Raw genomic sequence first — 19,419 nt, forward strand, 5'->3', positions numbered from 1 at the left:
GGACGGCGGATGGCTGAGGAGCGTGCACCCCTGGTGGTGGTGACCGGGGCGGCGGGAACGATCGGCACCGTCCTCGGCCATGCGCTGGCGGGCGGCTATACCGTCGTCGGGCTGGACGAGCCGGGCAAGACGGCCGACATGCCGCTGATCCCGGTCGATCTCACCGCCGATGCCTCGGTCGATCACGCGCTGGAGCGGCTGCGCGACGACCATGGCGCGCGGATCGCGAGCGTCATCCACCTGGCCGGCTACGACGATTTTTCGGGCGAGCCCAATCCGCTGTACCAGGAACTCACCGTCGACGGCACGCGGCGGCTGCTGGACGGGCTGCAACGCTTTCGCGTCGAACAGTTCGTGTTCATGAGCACGATGCTGGTCGAACAGGCGACCGGCCCCGACGGCACGGTGGACGAGGATCGCCCGCTCCAGCCGCGCTGGGCCTATCCGCAATCCAAGGCGGAGGCGGAGGCGGTGGTGCGCGGCCGCCACGGCGCCATCCCTTGGGTGATCCTGCGGCTCGCCGGCCTGTATGACGAGCGCACGGTGGTGCCGACGCTCGCGCACCAGATCGCCCGCATCCGCGAGCGCGCGCTGGAGAGCCATGTCTACGCCGGCGACCTCGATACCGCCCAGTCGATGATCCATCATGCCGATGTCGCCAGCGCGGTGCGCGCGGTGGTGGACCGGCGCGCGGGGCTACCGGCGGACACGGTGATGCTGCTCGGCGAACCCGACCCGCCGGGCTATCGCCGGTTGCAGGACGCGATCGGCGAAGCGCTGCACGGCGAGGCGTGGACGACGCTGCGCGTACCCGCCGCGGTGGCGGCGGCGGGCGCCTGGGTGCAGGACACGGTGCTCAAGCACCTGCCCAAGCGGCTGGGCGGAACGGACGATCCGTTCCTGCGCCCGTTCATGATGGCGGCGGCAGGCGACACCTATGCGCTCGACATCGATCGCGCCCGCACCCTGCTCGGCTGGGAGCCGCGGCATCGCCTGCTCGGCGTGCTGCCCGCGATCATCGCTGGCCTGAAGGACGACCCCGAGGGCTGGTACGCGCGCAACGGCATCCACCGCGATCCGTGATCGTTTATGTCGCAGGAGGATATTTCGCCGCGCGACGGCGTTGGGCGGGGACGAGCAAAGGGGCAGTCTATGGATACGCACTACGACCTGATCGTGATCGGCAGCGGCCCGGGCGGCGCGTCGCTGGCGCAGGCGCTGGCGCCGACCGGCAGGCGTATCCTGATCCTCGAACGCGGCGGCTACCTGCCGCGCGAGGAGGCGAACTGGAGCGCCAAGGCGGTGTTCGTCGACGGCCGCTACCAGGCGGACGAAACCTGGATCGCTCGCGACGGTCGTGAATTCCACCCGCAGCTGCATTATTACGTTGGCGGCAATTCGAAGGTCTATGGCGCCGCGCTGTTCCGGCTGCGCGAGCGGGACTTCGAGGCGGTGCGGCACAAGGACGGCGTCTCCCCCGCCTGGCCTTTGTCCTATGCCGACTTCGCGCCCTGGTATGACGCGGCGGAGGCGCTGTTCCATGTCCATGGCCGCCGCGGCGAGGACCCGCTCGATCCCGGCGCCACCCCCTACCCCTTCGTCCCCGTCCGCCACGAGCCCAAGGTGCAGGAACTGTCCGATCGCCTGAGCGGCATCGGCCTCCACCCCTTTCACCTGCCGCTCGGTATCCGGCTCGACCAGAAGGAGGACGGGTTCGCGACGCCGACCAGCACCTGCATGCGCTGTTCGTTCTTCGACGGCTTTCCCTGCCTGCTCAACGGCAAGGCGGATGCGCAGGTGATGTGCGTCGACCCGATGCTGGCGGCGCACGACAACGTCACGCTGCTGACCGGCGCCTATGCCGAGCGGCTGGACACGGACGACAGCGGCCGCCGCATCACCGGCGTGCAGGTGACGCGCGATGGACGCCAGGAACATTATACCGCCGGCACGGTGGTGGTCGCGTGCGGCGCGCTGTCGTCCGCACTGCTGCTGCTGCGATCGGCGAACGATGCACATCCCAACGGGCTCGCCAACGGCTCCGGCCTCGTCGGCCGCAACTATATGCGCCACGAGATGAGCATCGTGATGGCGGTGATGAAGGAGGCGAACGACACCGTCTTCCAAAAGACGCTGGCGCTGAGCGATTATTACTTCGGCACCGACGAATGGGGTGACGCGGACGGGCCGTGGCCGCTCGGCCTCATCCAGATGTGCGCCACCAGCCATGCCGAACAGATCAAGGGCGAGGCGCCGCTCGGTGCGCTGATGCAGCACCTGCCCGACATGCCGTTCGAGGAACTGGCGCGCCATTCGATGGACTTCTGGTTGCAGGCCGAGGACCTGCCTCGTCTCGACAATCGCGTCTATTACCAGGGGGATCAGGTGCACCTCGATCTCACCCCGACCAGCCCGGAAGCGCTGGACCGGCTGAAGGCGAAGCTGAAGCACATCCTGTCGGAAATCGGCTGGCCGGCGATGCTGGTCGACCGGTCGCTGTACCTCGGCAAGGACATTCCGCTCGCCGGCACCGCGCACCAGGCGGGCACCTGCCGCTTCGGCATCGATCCCGCCCAGTCCGTCCTCGATCTCGATTGCCGCGCGCATGAGGTCGACAACCTCTACGTCACCGACGCCAGCTTCTTCCCCTCGATCGGCGCGGTCAATCCGACGCTGACCATCATCGCCAACGCGCTGCGCGTCGCCAACGTGCTGAAGGCGCGGCTGTGACCGCCGCGGCCATCGCGGCGCTGGTGGTGCGGTGCGGGCTGGTGCTGCTGTTCCTGCCGTTCAGCGCGGCCGACAAGCTGCTCGGCTTTCGCCACGCGGTCGGGCAGGCGGAGGGGGTGTTCCCGAAGCCGTTGGCGGTGATCGCGATCCTGATCGGCCTCGTCATCGAGATCGTCTGCTCGCTGGGCGTCGTCACCGGCATCGCCGATCGCGCCGCCGCGCTGGTGATCGCCGGCTATTGCGCGGGCACGGCGGTGCTCTTCAAGCGCTTCTGGGCGCAGGGCGATTTCTGGGCGGACGCGGACGGCAAGGGCCGCACGCTGTTCTGGGATTTCCTCAAGAACCTGTCGCTCGGCGCGGGCTTCCTGCTGATCGTCGTCGGCAGCGACGGCCGCGGCCTCGCGCCCTTCCTCGACGCCCCCTTCGCATCCACCCATCCCTACAGGAGCCAGCCATGAGCGATGCCGGTCCACCGCCGACCACCCCCTTCCAGCACCTCTACGTCGATGCCGACGGGGTCAGCCGCTTCGCCGATTGCGCGCTCGATGGCTATCAACAGAAAAGCGTCGGCCCCGCCGACCCGCAGTGGAACAAGGCGCTGGAGCGTGGCGAGGCGACGGTGGTGTTCACCGTGCAGCCGGTCGGCTGGGTGGGCGACTGGCACGAGAACCCGGCACCGCAATGGATCGTCGTGCTGTCCGGCCGCTGGTGGGTGGAGGCGATGGACGGCACCCGCATCGAACAGGGTCCCGGCGAATTCTCGTTCGGCGAGGATCAGGGCTGCACCGGACGCGACGGGCGCAAGGGCCATCGGTCGGGCACGGTCGGCGACGAGCCCTGCCGCCTGATGACCGTGCAATTGCATCGCGACCCCCGCCGCGAACCCTGTTCGGTATGACGCTGCACGCGATCCGCGGTTTCCGGCTGGTCACCGCCGACCCGGACCGGCTGTCGCGCTTCTACGCCGCGCTCGGCTTCACGGTCGGCAAGACCGAGCCGATCGCGGCTGAGGAGGCGGCGCGGATCGGGGTGGCGGGTGGCATGCGGACAAGCCTGCGGCTCGGCGATACGCCGGTGACGCTCGACCGGTTCGATCGGCCGGGCCGCCCCTATCCTGCCGACGCCGATGCGGCATCGGCCTGTTTCCAGCATCTCGCCCTCGTCACCGACGACGCCGCCGCCGCATGGGCGCGCGCGCAGGCGGCGGGGGCGGTACCGATCTCTCGCGATGGGCCGGTCGCGCTGCCGGCGAGCTCTGGCGGCGTCACCGCGGTCAAGTTCCGCGATCCTGAGGGGCACCCGCTGGAGTTCCTGCAATTCCCCGACATGGCCGCCGCGGGCTGGCCGGGCCGCGGCGTGATCGGCGTCGATCATAGCGCGATCGCCGTCGCCGACGCCGGGCGGTCTCGCGCCTTCTATCGCGCGCGTGGCCTGTCGGAGGGTCACGCCACCCACAATCACGGGCCGGCGCAAGGGGCGCTCGACGGGCTCGACGATCCCGATGCGCAGGTCGTGCCGATGCAGCCGCCGGTGGCACGTCCGCACCTCGAGCTGCTCGGCTATCACCGTCCGCCCGTCGGCGGCCCCATGCCGGCGATCGGCGACATCGCCGCAACGCGCGTCCTGTGGGCCGCCGATACCGACGGGGTATGGCAGGACCCTGACGGGCATTGGCACGAGACGGTCAGGCGTTGAGGTCCAGCGCCAGCAGGCGCTCGCTGGCGGCGATGAACAGCCGGTGGCCATCGGGCGAGAAGCACAGGTTCGAAACGACGCCGTCGATCGCGACGCAGCCGAGCCGTCCGCCGTCCGCGTCGAGCACCGTCACCCCTTTCGCGCCGCTGACCCACAGCCAGCCGCGATCGTCGACCGCCAGCCCGTCCGGATAGCCCCGATCGGCACGGTAGAGCCGCCGCCGGTCCGACAGGCCGCCCGCCGCATCGACGTGGAAGGCGAACAGGTCCTGCCGGTCCCCGGCGGTGAAGCCGGGCACCTCGGCGAGCGACACCGATGTATCGGTGACGTAGAGCGTCGCTCCGTCCGGGGAGAAGGCGATCCCGTTGGGCTGTTCGAAATCGGCCATCCGCGCGAGCGTGCCGTCGGCCGGATCGTAGCGGTAGACGCTGCGGTGATCGAGTTCCGGTTCGGCAAGCGCGCCCTGGCTCGGCATGACGATGCCGAAGATCGGATCGGTGAACCACACCGCGCCGTCCGCCGCAATCGTCACGTCATTGGGTGAATTGAGCCGCTTCCCCTCGTAATGCGTCACCACCGGTTCGGGCTGTCCGGCCGTATCCGGCGCCGAGCGGCTGATGCAGCGGCGGCCGTGTTCGCAATGCCAGATGCTGCCATCGGCCGCGACGGCATTGCCGTTCATGAACCAGGTCGCATCGATCACCACCTCGACCCGGCCGTCTTCCGCATACCAGGCCGACAGCCGGCGGTTCGGCACATCGGAGAACAGCAGCCGCCCCGCCGCCGCCTGCCACGCCGGCCCTTCGATATGGACGCCGCCCGCGTGCAGTTCGAGCAATGGCGCATCGGTCGCCAGCACCGCCCCCAGTCGCGCATCGTCGATCCGCACCGCCCCGGTCGAAAGGCAGCGCGGCGGACCGGGACGGCGCAGCAGGCGGCCGGGCAGCAGGGTGGTCATCCAGGGTCCTTTCCGATGCGGCCACGCGGGGTCATGCGGGCACATCCTGGAACGCACGACGGGGCGATCCGCAGCAACGCTCCGGCCGTTTTGGACGCTTTGCCGTTTTCGCCTGAACCTTCAACCGCTTCCGGGGTTCTGAAGCCTCCGGTCACCGCAGCAGGACACCACATGATGCCGCGCCAGAACGATGATCCCAAGGCCCGCCGCCTGAAATGGGCGGCCGGAATCGCGGTCGCCTTCATCGCGCTGACCATCCTCGCGATCTTCATCGGCGAAAACCTGACGCACAAGCAGGTGCTCGACGATGCCAAGCAGCAGAATGCGGCCGCGATCGGTTAGACCGGGATCATTCCCACTCGATCGTGCCGGGCGGCTTGGATGTGTAATCGTAGACGACGCGGTTGACGCCCTTCACCTCGTTGACGATGCGGGTCGCGACCCGGGGCAGGAAGTCGCTCGGGAAGTCGAAGACCTCGGCGGTCATGCCGTCGGTCGAGGTGACCGCACGCAGCGCCAGCACGGAATCATAAGTGCGCCCGTCGCCCATCACGCCGACCGTGCGCACCGGCAGCAGCACCGCGAACGCCTGCCAGATCGCATCGTACAGGCCGGCGTTGCGGATCTCCTCAAGGTAGATCGCATCCGCCTTGCGCAGGATGTCGCAGCGCTCCTGCGTGACTTCGCCGGGGATGCGGATGGCAAGGCCCGGGCCGGGGAACGGGTGGCGGCCGACGAATACCTCGGGCAGGCCCAGTTCGCGACCCAGCGCGCGCACCTCGTCCTTGAACAATTCGCGCAAGGGCTCGACGAGCTTCATGTTCATGCGCTCTGGCAGGCCGCCGACATTGTGGTGGCTCTTGATCGTCACCGACGGGCCGCCGGTGAAGCTGACGCTCTCGATCACGTCGGGGTAGAGCGTGCCCTGCGCCAGGAACTCGGCGCCGCCGATCTTCTTCGCCTCCGCCTCGAACACGTCGATGAAGGTCTTGCCGATGAACTTGCGCTTGGCCTCGGGGTCGGTGACGCCGGCGAGGCCGCTCATGAACAGCGTCTGCGCCTGCACATGGACGAGCGGAATGTTGTAATGGCCGCGGAACAGGCCGACGACCTGCTCGGCCTCCCCTGCCCTGAGGATGCCGCCGTCGACGAACACGCAGGTCAGCTGGTCGCCGATCGCTTCGTGGATCAAGAGCGCGGCGACCGAGGAATCGACGCCGCCCGACAGGCCGCAGATCACCTTGCCACTGCCGACCTGGGCGCGGATGTCGGCGATCTTGGCCTCGCGGAACTCGGCCATCGTCCAGTCGCCGGCGAGGCCGCAGACGTGGCGTGCGAAATTGGCGATCAGCTTGCCGCCGTCGGGGGTGTGGACCACCTCCGGGTGGAACTGCACGCCGTAGAAGCGCCGCGCCTCGTCGGCGACGATCGCATAAGGCGCGCCCTCCGACGTGGCGACGGGGGTGAAGCCGGGGGGCAGCGCATCGACCTTGTCGCCATGGCTCATCCAGACCTGGTGGCGCTCGCCCTCCGCCCACAGGCCGTCGAACAGCGCGCAGGGGTGCTTGACCTCGACATAGGCCTTGCCGAACTCGCCGCCATCGCCCGAGACGATGACGTTGCCGCCGAGCTGCGCGCTCATCAGCTGCTGGCCGTAGCAGATGCCGAGGATCGGCACGCCCGCCTCGAAGAAGCGCTGCGGCGCGCGCGGCGATGTGGCGAGCGTCACCGAGGCGGGACCGCCCGACAGGATGATGCCGGCCGGGCGGATCCGGTCGAACGCCTCTTCGGCGGACTGGAAGGGCGCGACCTCGCTGTAGACGCCGGCCTCGCGGACGCGACGGGCGATCAACTGGGTCACCTGGCTGCCGAAGTCGACGATCAGGATGGTGTCGGTATGCTGCATGGCGCCGGCCTTAGCGGGCGCGCCCGCCAAGGCCAAGCCCGGCCGGCGGGGCCGAGGCCCCGTCCGACGACGCGGCTTCGCCGCGGCGGGCCGACAACTTCGAGCTTCAAACCTGATCCGTTTGTCCTGAGCCTGTCGAAGGGCATCGTGCCGCGCACGCCCGGCCCGTGGCGATCTGCCCTTCGACAGGCTCAGAGCAAACGGAGATTAGAGCGAGCCGGGTCTACAGCTCGATGCTCTGATGCGCGACGCCCACGAAAAAGGCCGCACCATCGCTGGCGCGGCCCATCCCGTTTCCGAAGCACGGCTCGGCAAAGCCGAGTCGTCGGACGTCGCTTTGCGCGACGCCGGCCGGACGAGGCCCGGGCCTCGTCGCAGCCGCGCTGCGGCTTACGCCGCCTCGTCGAAATCCTCGTCCGACTGGACCGGACCCGAATCCTGGCCCTTGGCCGAGACGTCGCGGTCGACGAACTCGATGATCGCCATCGGCGAGGCGTCCGACGCGCGGATGCCGGCCTTGATGATGCGGGTGTAGCCGCCGTTACGGTCGGCGTAGCGCGAGGCGAGGACGTCGAACAGCTTCACCAGCTGCGCATCGTCGAGCAGGCGGGCATGGGCGAGACGACGGTTGGACAGGCCACCCTTCTTCGCCAGCGTCACCAGCTTTTCGACATAGGGGCGCAGTTCCTTCGCCTTGGCGACGGTGGTGGTGATCTGCTCATGCTTGATGAGCGCGGCCGACATGTTGCGGAACAGAGCCGTACGATGGGCGGAGGTACGCTGCAGCTTACGGCCGCCGACGCGATGACGCATGGGTAAGTCCTTCGTTCGTTAAGGGGCCGTGTCACGGAACCCCAGAGCTGGCGGTGTTGTAAGAGGGCCACCGCCCATCGCCCTTGCGGAAAGTCACAAAAGTCACGCCGAGGAGCATGCCTTTCGGGTGGCCGGGTGGCGGTGCGGCGAAGCCGCACCGGTCACGTCGAACGGGCAGTGTTGCGACTTCGTCGCTTCCCTGCCCGTCGGCCGAGCTGATCGCCGAGGCGCGGATTAGCTCGCGCTAATCCGCTGCGATCAGCCCATGATCTCCTGTTCCAGCTTCTTGGCCATCTCTTCGATGTTCTCAGGCGGCCAGCCGGGGATTTCCATGCCCAGGCGCAGACCCATGGACGACAGCACTTCCTTGATTTCGTTCAAGGACTTGCGGCCGAAGTTCGGGGTACGCAGCATTTCGGCCTCGGTCTTGCCGACCAGATCGCCGATGTAGATGATGTTGTCGTTCTTCAGGCAGTTGGCCGAACGCACCGACAGTTCCAGCTCGTCGACCTTCTTGAGGAGGTAACGGTTGATCTGCTGCGTGTCGCTCGCCGCTTCGCCGCCGGCAGCCGGAGCGGCCGCCTGGCCGATCGGAGCCGAAGACCGCGTGATCGCCGAATCGTCGAAGTGGACGAACAGCGCCAGCTGGTCCTGAAGGATGCGGCCGGCATAGGCCACCGCGTCTTCCGGGGTCACCGTGCCGTCGGTCTCGATCGTCAGCGTCAGCTTGTCGTAATCGAGGTCCTGCCCGACGCGGGTCGGGTCGACCTTGTACGACACCTGGCGCACCGGCGAATAGAGCGCGTCGACCGGGATCAGGCCGATCGGCGCATCGGCCGGACGGTTGGCGGTCGCGGGGACATAGCCCTTACCGATGTCGGCGGTCAGCTCCATGTTGAGCGTCGCGCCTTCGTCGAGGTGGCACAGGACGAGCTCGGGGTTCATCACCTCGATATCGCCCGACACGGCGATGTCGCCGGCCTTCACCTCGGCAGGACCGGTCGCGGAGAGCTGGAGGCGCTTGGGCCCCTCGCCCTGCATGCGGATCGCGATCTGCTTGACGTTGAGGACGATGTCGGTGACGTCCTCGCGGACGCCGGCCAGGCTGCTGAATTCGTGCAGCACGTTCTCGATCTTGATCGAGGTCACCGCCGCGCCCTGCAGCGAGGAGAGCAGCACGCGGCGCAGCGCGTTGCCGAGCGTCAGGCCGAAGCCACGCTCCAGCGGCTCGGCCACGAAGGTCGCCTTGCGCTTGCCATCGCCGCCCTTCTTCTCAAGGCCGTTGGGCTTCTTCAGTTCCTGCCAGTTCTTTGCGTTGACAGACACAGGTGTCCCCTAATTTGGGCCGGAACGGGGGCGGTTCCAGCCGGGAGAAAGACGCGCCGACTCGTCAGCCGGCGCGTGGGAGATCAGACGCGGCGGCGCTTCGACGGACGCACGCCATTGTGCGGGATCGAGGTGACGTCACGGATCGAGGTGATCTGGAAACCGACCGCCTGCAGCGCGCGCAGCGCCGATTCGCGGCCCGAACCCGGACCCTTCACTTCGACTTCCAGGGTGCGGACGCCGTGCTCGGCGGCCTTCTTGCCGGCGTCTTCCGCAGCCACCTGGGCGGCATACGGGGTCGACTTGCGGCTGCCCTTGAAGCCCATCATGCCGGCGGACGACCACGAGATGGCGTTGCCCTGCGCGTCGGTGATGGTGATCATGGTGTTGTTGAAGCTGGCGTTCACGTGCGCGACGCCGGCGGTGATGTTCTTGCGTTCGCGACGGCGAAGACGCTGCGGTTCACGTGCCATTGAATCAAATCCTGACCTGAATCTCTTGATGCGGAGATCGACGGGCGGTCTGCCTCGAGCCTGCCTCCGGCGGAGAAGAAGTCAAAAACAGTCCCCCGGACTGTTTCTTACTTCTTCTTCCCTGCGATCGGCTTCGCCTTGCCCTTGCGGGTGCGCGCATTGGTGTGCGTGCGCTGGCCGCGGACCGGCAGGCCCTTGCGATGACGCAGGCCGCGATAGCAGGCCAGATCCATCAGGCGCTTGATGTTCATCGCGGTTTCGCGACGCAGATCGCCTTCCACGGTGTGATCGGCGTCGATCGTCTCGCGGATCTGCAACACTTCCTGGTCGGTCAGGTCCTGAACGCGGCGCTCGGGCGCGATGTTCAGCTTGTCCGTGATTTCCTTCGACTTGGCCGGGCCAATGCCGTGGATGTACGTGAGCGCGATCACCACGCGCTTGTTGGTCGGGATGTTGACACCCGCGATACGTGCCATGAAACGTTTCTCCTAGCTCCACGGGGAACGGCATGGCTAGCCACGATCCCCATCTCATCGCATCCTCCGAGCCATACCGGCCGCCCTTGCCCTACGCAAAGCACGGCGCACGCAAACGAGCGCCGCCGCAAGCCGGTATTTCGGAGAGGAGTGCAGGTAGGCGCGCGCAAACGCCCTGTCAAGCGACCGGTTCCGCACCGCCTTGCCGGGACCGCCATCACCGGGCCGACGGATCGCCCGGTGATGGCCAAGCCCTATTGCCGGTGCGCGACGAACTGCGTCTTCGTCCCCTGCCGCCGGTCTTCGTTGACCATCGTGATGCTGCGGCCGTCGGGCGCCAGCGTCATGGTGTAGACGTACACCACCTTGCCGTCGCGCGTGTCGGTTTCCACGATCGTGCGCGGGCCGGCCCGACGGACCTGTGCCATGGTGCGCGCGGGATCGCCGACGATCGGCACCGCAGGTCCACCGAAGCGGGCGGTGAAGGTTTCGCCGCTCGGCTGCGAGAAGGTGAGCGCGCGGCCGTCGTCCTTCAGGGTCAGGTACAGGCTCGAATCGCTGATCGCCTTGATCGCTTCGCGCCGCCAGCTGCCCGACGCGGCATGCGCCCCGGCGGGCGCCGGGCCGATGCGGGTTTCGACCTTGGTGCCGCTTTGCTCGACGCCCTTCGCATTGTCCGTCGACCGCCAGCGGCTGGTCAGCGTCCTGCCGTCCGGCGACACGGTGTCGGTGCTGGTCGTCACCACCTTGCCGCCGCGCGTGTAGCGGTAGGCGATGGTGCGGGCATCCACCGGCTTGACCGCGATGTGATCCCAATAATCATGGCCGGGTGACGCCTGTGCGGTGCCGTCCGCCTTCACCGCGACCGCCGGCACGCAGCTGGAGCAGCTGTAGCGCCCATCCTTCAGCATGAAGACATCGGGCTTGGCCGGCAGCTTGGCGGAGGCGATATCGCCCTTCCATGTTCCGGAGAAGGATGCGGCGTTCTGCGCGGCGGCAGGAACGGCAGCGGCGGACAGGCACAGCGCGCCGATACAGGCGCCAATGAGGATACGGGACATCGGAGTTCCTTCGGACAAGAGGGAACGCGCTACTCGGTGATGCCGAGGCTAGGACCGATCCGCCACAGCGTCAATCGATGCCGATCCGGCCCCAGTCGCCGTGCGTGTCCGCGCCAGCGCCAGCCACCAGCGGCGCAGCGCGACGGCGGTCCACAGCAGTTCCACCGCGCCGAACGGCCAGGCGCCCTGGAGGAAGCCGTAGATCGAACTGAGCACGCACCCCGCCGCAAAGCCCAGCGTCCACCACGGCGAACGATCCTCCATCAGATAGCAGAGCAGCATGAAGAGGATGGCGAACAGGCCGAAGAGGCTGAGCGGGTCCATGGAAATCCTGATGATCGGGGCGTGGCGATCGCGGACCGGCATATCCTGCCTTTCCGGCGATGCCAGTAGGTTAGCAGACGTTTATCGCCCGTGTTAACCATTTGGCAGGAGCGAATCGGCCATATCGTCGGGCGAAAGGACACCGCGATGGCTCTTGCCCAGCATGCCTATGACCGGATTGCGAAAAAGGTACAGGCACCGGCACCCGTCGCGCTCGCCCCCTGGTCGCCCCCGGCGATGAGCGAACTCGTCGCGCGGATCGATGCGGCGCTGATCGCGCGCCGCGCCGCCTGACCCGCCGGGCTCCCGCGACCGCGACAGCCCGGCCGCTCCCCATCAGACCAAAGGTAGCGGCCCCTTGGCCGTGAAGGCCATCAGCAGCAGCATCGCCGACAGACCGGCGGACAGGCCGCACAGCACATAGCCGACATATTGCAGCATCGGCGGATTGGGCCGCTTCAGCCGTGCATTGCGCGACGCGCCCTGCAGCACGAAACTCATCAGCATCCCATAGGTCAACACGATCGCCCCAAGCATAACGCTCCTTCTTGCCGCTACCGGCGCAAAGCCCCACGAATTAGCGGCCCCCCGGCCGCGTTCGTCCGACACGCTATCGCGCGCCACCTGACAAGTGGTTAACCGTCGATCGTTCGGAAAATACGACGATCGGTCCGAATCAGATCGGTAATACGATCCGCGCGACCAGCCCCGGCACATTGTCCGCCAGTTCGAAGCGGCCATTGTGCAGGCGCGCCACCGCCTCGATCAGCGCCATGCCCAGCCCCGCGCCCGGTGTCGTCCGTGCCGCATCGAGGCGGCCGAAGCGCTTCAGCGCCTGCGCGCGATCCGCCTCGGCGATGCCGGCGCCGCGATCCTCGACCTGAATCGCGATCTCATGCGTGTGGACGACGAGGCGCAGCGTCAGCACGCCTCCGCTCGCCGCGTGTTTCAGCGCATTGTCGATGAGGTTGGTGATCGCCTGGCTGAGCAGTTCGCGGTGCAGCGACATCGGCGGGGCGGAGGGATCGATCGCCAGCGTGAAGTCGAGCCCCGCCTCCTCGGCGACGGGCTCGTAGAGTTCGGCGATCTCCTCGACCAGGTCGGCAGGCTCGACCAGGATGAAGCGGTCGCGCGATACCGATTCGGAGCGGCTGATCTCGATCACCATGGTCAGCATCCGCATCACCAGGTCTGTCTCGGCGAGCAGACCGCCCAGTGCGGCCTCGCGCGCGTGCGGGTCGGCGATCAGCACCGCCTGCTCGGTCTTGGTGCGCAGCCGCGTCAGGGGCGAGCGCAGGTCGTGGGCGAGGCTGTCGGTGACGAGGCGCAGCTCGACCATGACGCGTTCGAGCTTGGCCAGCATCAGGTTGAGCTGGTCGGCGAGCCGGTCGAAGGCATCGCGGCGCGTCGGGGCGACCGGCACGCGGCGCGACAGATCGCCCTCCCCCGCCGCGGCGATCACCGCCGCGATCCGGTTGAGCCGCACGCCGACATAGCGCGCCAGCACCAGGCCGGCGCCGATGCCGAGCACCAGCGACAGGAGGATGGCGACGGCCAGCGCGCCTTCGATCGCATGCCGTTCCGCCTCGACCAGATCGAGCCGCCGCCCGGTGAGCAGCCAGTGGCTGCCGATCGGCCGCAGCGTGAAGCCGATGTCGCTGGTCGCCTCCGACCCGTCGATATCGGCGATGCGGAACGGGCTGGGAGCGAGCGGCACGCCGAGCGCTGCGGGCGCGAAGCCGGCGATGCGGCGTCCGCGCGCATCGAACACCGCGAGCAGCAGCGAGGTATCCCCCGCGGCGCGGGCATGGCCGATCGCCTCCACCACGTCCGGCAGGCCGCCGGCCTCGTAGATCTCGACCATCGCGTCGGCCTGTTCGATCGTCTCGCGGCGGACGGTGCCGATCACCGCGGCGTCGGTCCGCTTCCAGACGAAGCCGACCAGCACCAGGTTCGACACCAGCGCCAGGGCGATCGACAGCAGGGCGATACGGGCGGTGACGGACAGGCGCATGGCCCATCCTATCCCGTTCCCCCGGCCATGCGAACGGAATTGCGGCAGATCAGACCGGCTCGGCCGCAAGCCGATATCCCGCGCCGCGGACGGTGTGGAGGATCGGCGACGGGAAGCCATCCTCCAGCTTGCGGCGGAGACGGCCGATGTGGACGTCGACGACGTTGCTGCCGGGATCGAAATGGTAGTTCCAGATCTTTTCCAGCATCATCGTGCGGGTGACGACCTGGCCGGCATGGCGGGCGAGGAATTCCAGCAGGTTGAATTCGCGCGCGCCGAGCGGAATGGCGCGACCCGCACGGGTGACGGCGCGGGCGAGCAGATCGATCTCCAGATCGCCGACCGACAGCTTGGTCTTGGCGGGCTCCGTCGCGGCGCGATCGGAGCGGCGGACCAGTGCCTCGATCCGGGCGGAGAGTTCGGCGAAGGAGAAGGGCTTGCAGAGGTAATCGTCCGCCCCCGCCTTCAGCCCGTCGACCCGGTCGTCGACGGCGGCCAGCGCCGAGAGCACGAGCACCGGCGTGGCGATGCCCGCGGCGCGGATCGCGCTGACCATCGACAGGCCGTCGAGGCCGGGGAGCATGCGATCGGCGATCACGAGGTCGAAGATGCCCTCGCTCGCCAGGAACAGGCCGTCGCGGCCGTCGCGCGCCGATTCCACGGCATAGCCCGCTTCCGACAGACCCTTGGCGAGATAGGCGGCGGTGGAACTGTCGTCCTCGACGATCAGGATCTTGCGGCTCACGATTCCTTCCTCACGGATCCCGTCATTACAGGAAAGGCCGGCGGAAAGCATCCCTTCCGCCGGCCCCTACGGCACCCCCGGGAGTGTCGGGTACCGATCTCGTCGAACCTGCCGACCCCATCGAGGTCGTGCAGCGGTTCTACGTGAGGGGGGATAGCGGCGCGATGACCCGGACATGACAAACGCGTCATGGTTGTAACAGGTTATGCCAAAAGGATAATTCCCCCCCGGTACGGCAGGGCTATCGCATCTGGGCTGACCGAACCTGGGTGATGTTCTTCAACCCTCCGTAATGCCGGACTTGGTCCGGCATCCACCGTGCCGCACACCCATACGCTATTGGTTTTGCGGCAAGGTGGACCCCGGAACGAGTCCGGGGTGACGGGAAATATCGGGATGGGATGCCCCTTCACCCGAGCCCGGCAGCTGTCCCAGCCATATGCGATAGCTCTCCCTGGCACGGGGAGGTGACAGTGCGCGGCGCTGACGAAGGGGGCGTTCGGCAAGCGATGCCGCTCGTGGAGAGCCCCCTCCACCACCGGCTTCGCCGGCGGTCCCCCTCCCCGTTCCGGGGAGGATTTCATCAGCCGTCGAGGATCTGGCCGATCGCCTGGCTGACGTGGTCGATGTCGGCCATGCCGTTGACCTTCTGCACCAGCCCGCGGACCTGGTAGATCGGCAGGATCGGCGCGGTCTTGGCGCGATATTCGTTCATGCGGGTGCGCACGGTTTCGGCATTGTCGTCGGGCCGGCGCTTGAACTCGGTCGAACCGCACACGTCGCATACGCCGGGAACGGCGGGCTCCTTGAAGCGGTCGTGATAGCCCTCGCCGCACTTGGCGCAGGTGTAGCGGCCCTCGACGCGCTCGATCAGCGCCGCCTCGTCCACCTCCAGCTCGATGACATGGTCGAGGGTGAGGCCACGTGCCTCCAGCAGCTCGTCGAGCGAGGCGGCCTGCGCCGCGGTGCGCGGATAGCCGTCGAAGATCGCGCCGCCACCGATGCCCTGGTCGAGCCGCTCACCGATCAGCGCCGAGACGATGGCGTCCGACACCAGCTCGCCGGCGTCCATCACCGCCTTCGCCTGCAGGCCGACGGGCGAGCCCGCCTTCACCGCCGCGCGCAGCATGTCGCCGGTCGACAGCTGCACCATGCCGCGCGTGGCCATCAGCCGCTGCGCCTGGGTACCCTTGCCCGCCCCCGGCGGCCCGAGAAGGATGATGTTCACCGGCGCACTCCCTTTACCGCGCGTGGATCAGCTTAACGCAGGCGCCCGCCCTTCAGCTTCGCCTTCTTGATGAGGTCGCCATATTGATGCGCCAGCAGGTGGCTCTGGATCTGCGTCACCGTGTCCATGGTCACGTTGACGACGATCAGCAGGCTGGTGCCGCCCAGGTAGAAGGGGATCGACAGCGCCGACACCAGATATTCGGGCAACAGGCAGATCACGGTCAGATAGGCCGCGCCGATCACGGTGATGCGGGTCAGCACGTAATCGAAATAGGTCTCGGTATTCTTGCCCGGACGGATGCCGGGGATGAACCCGCCATAGCGCTTCAGGTTGTCCGCGGTTTCTTCCGGATTGAAGACGACGGCGGTGTAGAAGAACGAGAAGAAGATGATGCCGGCGGCGTAGAGCGCCATGTACACCGGCTGCCCGTGCGCCAGATACTGGTTGAGGGTGATGATGAAGTCGCCCCACTTCGATTCGCCCGCGACGCGCTGTCCGGCGAACTGCGAGATGGTGAGCGGCATCAGCAGCAGCGACGAGGCGAAGATCGGCGGGATCACGCCCGCGGTGTTGATCTTGAGCGGCAGGTGGCTGCGATCCGCCTGCATGCCGCGCTGCGTCTGGCGCTTGGGGTATTGGATCAGGATGCGGCGCTGCGCACGCTCCATGAAGCAGATGAACAGGATCAGCGCGACGACGGCGATGACGATGCCGATCAGGCGCACCGCGTCGATCGATCCCGAGCGCCCGCCCTCCAGCAGGTTGACCAGCGTGGTCGGCAGGTGCGCGACGATGCCCGCCATGATGATGAGCGACACGCCGTTGCCGATGCCGCGGCTGGTGATCTGCTCACCCAGCCACATCAGGAACATGGTGCCGCCGATCAGGCTGATGACCGCGGCGATGCGGAAGGTCATGCCCGGTTCGATCACCGCAGCCACGCCGTTGGTGGCGGCCAGCGCCTCCAGCCCGACGGCGATGAAATAGCCCTGGATCGCGGTCAGCGCGACGGTGCCGTAGCGGGTGTACTGGTTGAGCTTCTTGCGGCCCGATTCGCCTTCCTTCTTGATGGCGGCGAGTTGCGGGCTGAGCGAGGTCGCGAGCTGCACGACGATCGATGCCGTGATGTACGGCATCACGCCGAGCGCGATCAGCGACATGCGGCTCAAGGAACCGCCCGAGAAGGTGTTGAAGAAATCCAGCACGCCGCCCGTGGTGCGCTGCGACAGCAGGTTGAGCGCGGTCGGGTCGATGCCCGGCAGCGGCACGTAGCTGAGCAGGCGGAAGACGATCAGCGCGCCGATCGTGAACCACAGCCGCTTCTTGAGGTCGGTCGCCTGCGCGAATTTCGCGAGGCTGATGCTTTGCGCCATCTGGTCGGCTGCGGATGCCATGCGTGTCGGTGTCCTGGAAACGGGTTCCCACGAAAGTCATACTTCCATGGGTGCGAAACAAAAACGGCGGGATGCGTTTTTACCGCCCCGCCGCTCATATAGGCGCTCAGCACGCCTTGTCTAATCGCGACGCACCTCGTGTCTCATCCCGACGTCGCCCCGGACGTGTTCCGGGGCCCACGCGTCCTCTGGCGCCAGCGCCCGGGGATGGGTGGATGCCGGAACGAATCCGGCATGACGGAAGATGATGGGAGAGCGGCTTACGCCTTGAACGACGCCTTCTTTTCCTGACGCGCCTTGTAGGCGACGCCTTTCTTGGCGGCGGCCTTTTCGGCGGCGGGAACGATCGTCGGGATGTCGAGCGAGCCACCGGCCTTTTCGATCATCTCGCGCGCACCGGCCGAGACGCCGGCGACGTGGAAGCTCAGCTTCGCGGTCAGCTCGCCCTTGCCGAGCACGCGCACGCCGTCCTTGCCGCCGCGCACCAGGCCGGCCGCCTTCAGCGCCGCCTGGTCGATCGTGCCCTCTGCCGACAGCTTGCCCGAATCGATCGCCTTCTGGATCGCGCCGGTGTTCACCTCGGCATAATCCTTGGCGAAGATGTTATTGAAGCCGCGCTTCGGCAGACGCATGTGGAGCGGCATCTGGCCGCCTTCGAAGCCGGCGATGCTGACGCCCTCGCGGCTCTTCTGGCCCTTGACGCCGCGGCCGCCGGTCTTGCCCTTGCCCGAGCCGATGCCGCGTCCGACGCGGATCTTGGACTTGCGGGCGCCCTGGTTGTCGCGGAGTTCGTTCAGTTTCATGGATTGCACTCGCTTTCGCTTTTGTCGCGCTGATGGATAGGAAGCGCGGGCGCATAGCGGCATCACCCGCCGATGTCACGCGCTTTTCCGCGCCGTCAGGACGCCGGCGCGCGTGGCAGCAGCCGCGGCAGCCACCGTTCGACCGCCCAGGCGAGCGCCACCAGCAGCACCGCCGCACCGCACAGGCCGGCAGGGCTTTGCGCCAGCCGCCAATCGACCAGCAACGGCATGTGCAGGACGTAGAGGCCATAGGACACGCCGGCGATGCCCGCCCACAGCCGCGGGGTTGCGGCGGCCAGTCGCGACAGCATGCGCCCCAACGGCCCGAACAGGCACACCACCATGATCGCGGCGCTGGCGAAATGGCGCAGCGGCAGCATCGGATAGCGCCCGAAGCCGTCATAGCCGCGCCACGCCACCACCGCAGCCGCCGCCAGGCCCAACAGCAGCAGCCAGAGCAGCGGCACGGCGATGCCGCGCAGCCGGCGGGCGCCGTCCAGATAGGCCGCAGCGGCCATCGCCCCGCTCCACCAGACGAGAAAATAGGCGACGACGAGCGCGATATGGTTCGGCAGCACGGCGTAAACGCCATAGGCGAGACAGCAGGCGAGGCCGATCGCATGGTTCGCGCTGCGCGGCGCCGCGGTCCACCAGCGCAGCGCGAACGGAAAGATCAGGTAGAAGGCGATCTCATACGACAAGGACCAGAGCGGATCGTTGCCGAGATAGGGATCGGCCCAGACGCCGGGCTTCAGCGCCGCGATATCCTGTACCGCGAGCAGCGTCCCCGCCAGCTGGCCGGCATCGAAGCGCTGCGACAGGTCGCCGTTGCTCCAGGCGATGAGGGTCGAGACGCCGAGCGCGGCGATCAGCGGCGGATAGATGCGCCGCGCCCGCCGCCAGCCATAGCCACGCGGATGGAGCGCCCTCCGCCGCTCGTTGGCGAAGATCACGAAGCCGCTGAGCAGGAAAAAGACCAGCACGGCCTCCTGCCCGAAGCGCAGGGCGTAACCCGGCAGGCCGGCGAGCGCATGCGCCTTGGCGACATGATGCGCGACGACATACAGCGCGGCGCAGGCGCGGGCGGCATCGAGCAGCGTGCGCACCGCCGGGCTCAGGCCTGCGTGCGGCGAGGTTGTGTCTGCGGCTGCGGTTTGGGCACCGGTACTCATCGCGCGGGCTTCTAAGGCCGATCGACACTCAGGATGAAGGATTCTCTTCATCCTCCCCCGCCAAGGGGAGGTGGCGCCGAAGGCGACGGAGGGGGGAGGACTCCCGACGGTGGTCGTCGCTTACCTCCCCCTCCGTCAGGCTGCGCCTGCCACCTCCCCCTGGCGGGGGAGGATTGAAGCTTGATTTGGTCCTAGCAGCGCACCGGTAAACCGATCATGCTACGCGTGGAGACGCAAGGCGAACGTCCGCCTTTCATCGTCCATCACCAACGCACCGGCCTGTTTAGCGTGGTGAAGC

Annotated in this window: 22 protein-coding genes; 7 read left to right on the top strand and 15 right to left on the bottom strand. The window is 67.7% G+C overall.

Annotation, left to right across the window (positions count from 1 at the left end):
- The first annotated feature begins 9 nt into the window (after window positions 1-9).
- The 5 genes from ACTZQ5_RS04150 to ACTZQ5_RS04170 all read left to right on the top strand — a co-directional run bounded on the left by ACTZQ5_RS04150 (window position 10) and on the right by ACTZQ5_RS04170 (window position 4,425).
- Window positions 10-1,083 carry an NAD-dependent epimerase/dehydratase family protein gene (locus ACTZQ5_RS04150; protein ID WP_443583901.1) on the top strand — a complete coding sequence of 358 codons (1,074 nt, stop codon included), beginning with the start codon at window positions 10-12 and terminating at the stop codon, window positions 1,081-1,083.
- 69 nt (window positions 1,084-1,152) lie between these two features.
- On the top strand, window positions 1,153-2,730 hold the full coding sequence (locus ACTZQ5_RS04155; protein WP_443583902.1) for a GMC oxidoreductase: 1,578 nt from the start codon (window positions 1,153-1,155) through the stop codon (window positions 2,728-2,730).
- On the top strand, window positions 2,727-3,188 hold the full coding sequence (locus tag ACTZQ5_RS04160) for a DoxX family protein (protein WP_443583903.1): 462 nt from the start codon (window positions 2,727-2,729) through the stop codon (window positions 3,186-3,188). Before ACTZQ5_RS04155 ends, ACTZQ5_RS04160 begins: the two co-directional genes overlap by 4 nt.
- Window positions 3,185-3,628: a cupin domain-containing protein gene (locus tag ACTZQ5_RS04165; protein WP_443583904.1), complete on the top strand. Its 444-nt coding sequence runs from the start codon at window positions 3,185-3,187 to the stop codon at window positions 3,626-3,628. Before ACTZQ5_RS04160 ends, ACTZQ5_RS04165 begins: the two co-directional genes overlap by 4 nt.
- The gene (locus tag ACTZQ5_RS04170) at window positions 3,625-4,425 is read left to right on the top strand and encodes a VOC family protein (RefSeq protein WP_443583905.1); all 801 of its coding nucleotides are present in this window, start codon (window positions 3,625-3,627) and stop codon (window positions 4,423-4,425) included. Before ACTZQ5_RS04165 ends, ACTZQ5_RS04170 begins: the two co-directional genes overlap by 4 nt.
- On the opposite strand, the gene ACTZQ5_RS04175 is transcribed toward ACTZQ5_RS04170, so the two are convergent.
- Window positions 4,415-5,383 carry an SMP-30/gluconolactonase/LRE family protein gene (locus ACTZQ5_RS04175; protein WP_443583906.1) on the bottom strand — a complete coding sequence of 323 codons (969 nt, stop codon included), beginning with the start codon at window positions 5,381-5,383 and terminating at the stop codon, window positions 4,415-4,417. The two genes, ACTZQ5_RS04170 and ACTZQ5_RS04175, sit on opposite strands and share 11 nt — an antisense overlap.
- Window positions 5,384-5,416: 33 nt before the next feature.
- Here ACTZQ5_RS04175 and ACTZQ5_RS04180 point away from each other — a divergent pair, with 33 nt between their 5' ends.
- Window positions 5,417-5,725 (top strand): hypothetical protein, encoded by a 309-nt coding sequence (locus ACTZQ5_RS04180; RefSeq protein ID WP_443583907.1) that lies wholly within the window; start codon window positions 5,417-5,419, stop codon window positions 5,723-5,725.
- 7 nt (window positions 5,726-5,732) lie between these two features.
- Here the strand turns inward: ACTZQ5_RS04180 and guaA are convergent, their stop codons facing one another.
- From guaA to ACTZQ5_RS04215, 7 genes are all read right to left on the bottom strand, one after another.
- Window positions 5,733-7,289 carry a glutamine-hydrolyzing GMP synthase gene (gene guaA / locus ACTZQ5_RS04185; RefSeq protein ID WP_443583908.1) on the bottom strand — a complete coding sequence of 519 codons (1,557 nt, stop codon included), beginning with the start codon at window positions 7,287-7,289 and terminating at the stop codon, window positions 5,733-5,735.
- A 390-nt stretch (window positions 7,290-7,679) separates the two neighbouring features.
- Window positions 7,680-8,102, bottom strand: a complete 423-nt coding sequence (gene rplQ, locus ACTZQ5_RS04190) for a 50S ribosomal protein L17 (RefSeq protein WP_443583909.1) — start codon at window positions 8,100-8,102, stop codon at window positions 7,680-7,682.
- Window positions 8,103-8,360: 258 nt separating this feature from the next.
- Window positions 8,361-9,428, bottom strand: a complete 1,068-nt coding sequence (locus tag ACTZQ5_RS04195; protein WP_443583910.1) for a DNA-directed RNA polymerase subunit alpha — start codon at window positions 9,426-9,428, stop codon at window positions 8,361-8,363.
- A gap of 83 nt (window positions 9,429-9,511) precedes the next feature.
- Window positions 9,512-9,901, bottom strand: coding sequence for a 30S ribosomal protein S11 (gene rpsK, locus ACTZQ5_RS04200; RefSeq protein ID WP_017979464.1), 390 nt, complete (start codon window positions 9,899-9,901; stop codon window positions 9,512-9,514).
- A 107-nt stretch (window positions 9,902-10,008) separates the two neighbouring features.
- Window positions 10,009-10,377, bottom strand: a complete 369-nt coding sequence (gene rpsM / locus ACTZQ5_RS04205) for a 30S ribosomal protein S13 (RefSeq protein ID WP_443583911.1) — start codon at window positions 10,375-10,377, stop codon at window positions 10,009-10,011.
- Window positions 10,378-10,631: 254 nt separating this feature from the next.
- Complete coding sequence (locus tag ACTZQ5_RS04210; RefSeq protein WP_443583912.1) at window positions 10,632-11,438, bottom strand: hypothetical protein; 807 nt, start codon at window positions 11,436-11,438, stop codon at window positions 10,632-10,634.
- Window positions 11,439-11,486: 48 nt separating this feature from the next.
- Window positions 11,487-11,762 carry a hypothetical protein gene (locus tag ACTZQ5_RS04215; protein WP_443583913.1) on the bottom strand — a complete coding sequence of 92 codons (276 nt, stop codon included), beginning with the start codon at window positions 11,760-11,762 and terminating at the stop codon, window positions 11,487-11,489.
- Window positions 11,763-11,909: 147 nt separating this feature from the next.
- Between ACTZQ5_RS04215 and ACTZQ5_RS04220 the strand changes: the two genes are divergently transcribed.
- On the top strand, window positions 11,910-12,056 hold the full coding sequence (locus ACTZQ5_RS04220; protein WP_443583914.1) for a hypothetical protein: 147 nt from the start codon (window positions 11,910-11,912) through the stop codon (window positions 12,054-12,056).
- Between the two features lie 42 nt (window positions 12,057-12,098).
- Here ACTZQ5_RS04220 and ACTZQ5_RS04225 read toward each other — a convergent pair whose 3' ends face one another.
- The 7 genes from ACTZQ5_RS04225 to ACTZQ5_RS04255 form a co-directional block, all read right to left on the bottom strand.
- Window positions 12,099-12,263 carry a hypothetical protein gene (locus ACTZQ5_RS04225; protein ID WP_443583915.1) on the bottom strand — a complete coding sequence of 55 codons (165 nt, stop codon included), beginning with the start codon at window positions 12,261-12,263 and terminating at the stop codon, window positions 12,099-12,101.
- Between the two features lie 175 nt (window positions 12,264-12,438).
- Entirely contained in the window at window positions 12,439-13,776 is a 1,338-nt protein-coding gene (locus tag ACTZQ5_RS04230) for a sensor histidine kinase (protein ID WP_443583916.1), read from the bottom strand.
- A gap of 49 nt (window positions 13,777-13,825) precedes the next feature.
- A complete protein-coding gene (locus ACTZQ5_RS04235) occupies window positions 13,826-14,521 on the bottom strand; it encodes a winged helix-turn-helix domain-containing protein (protein ID WP_443583917.1) in 696 nt (231 codons plus the stop codon).
- Between the two features lie 583 nt (window positions 14,522-15,104).
- Window positions 15,105-15,749: an adenylate kinase gene (locus ACTZQ5_RS04240; RefSeq protein WP_443583918.1), complete on the bottom strand. Its 645-nt coding sequence runs from the start codon at window positions 15,747-15,749 to the stop codon at window positions 15,105-15,107.
- Window positions 15,750-15,781: 32 nt separating this feature from the next.
- Window positions 15,782-17,146, bottom strand: coding sequence for a preprotein translocase subunit SecY (gene secY, locus ACTZQ5_RS04245; RefSeq protein WP_443583919.1), 1,365 nt, complete (start codon window positions 17,144-17,146; stop codon window positions 15,782-15,784).
- A 260-nt stretch (window positions 17,147-17,406) separates the two neighbouring features.
- Entirely contained in the window at window positions 17,407-17,949 is a 543-nt protein-coding gene (gene rplO / locus ACTZQ5_RS04250) for a 50S ribosomal protein L15 (protein ID WP_443583920.1), read from the bottom strand.
- Window positions 17,950-18,044: 95 nt separating this feature from the next.
- Window positions 18,045-19,121, bottom strand: coding sequence for an acyltransferase family protein (locus tag ACTZQ5_RS04255; protein ID WP_443583921.1), 1,077 nt, complete (start codon window positions 19,119-19,121; stop codon window positions 18,045-18,047).
- Window positions 19,122-19,419 lie beyond the last annotated feature (298 nt).

It is taken from the genome of Sphingomonas cellulosilytica (assembly GCF_052321755.1).
In the GTDB taxonomy this organism is placed as follows: domain Bacteria; phylum Pseudomonadota; class Alphaproteobacteria; order Sphingomonadales; family Sphingomonadaceae; genus Sphingomonas.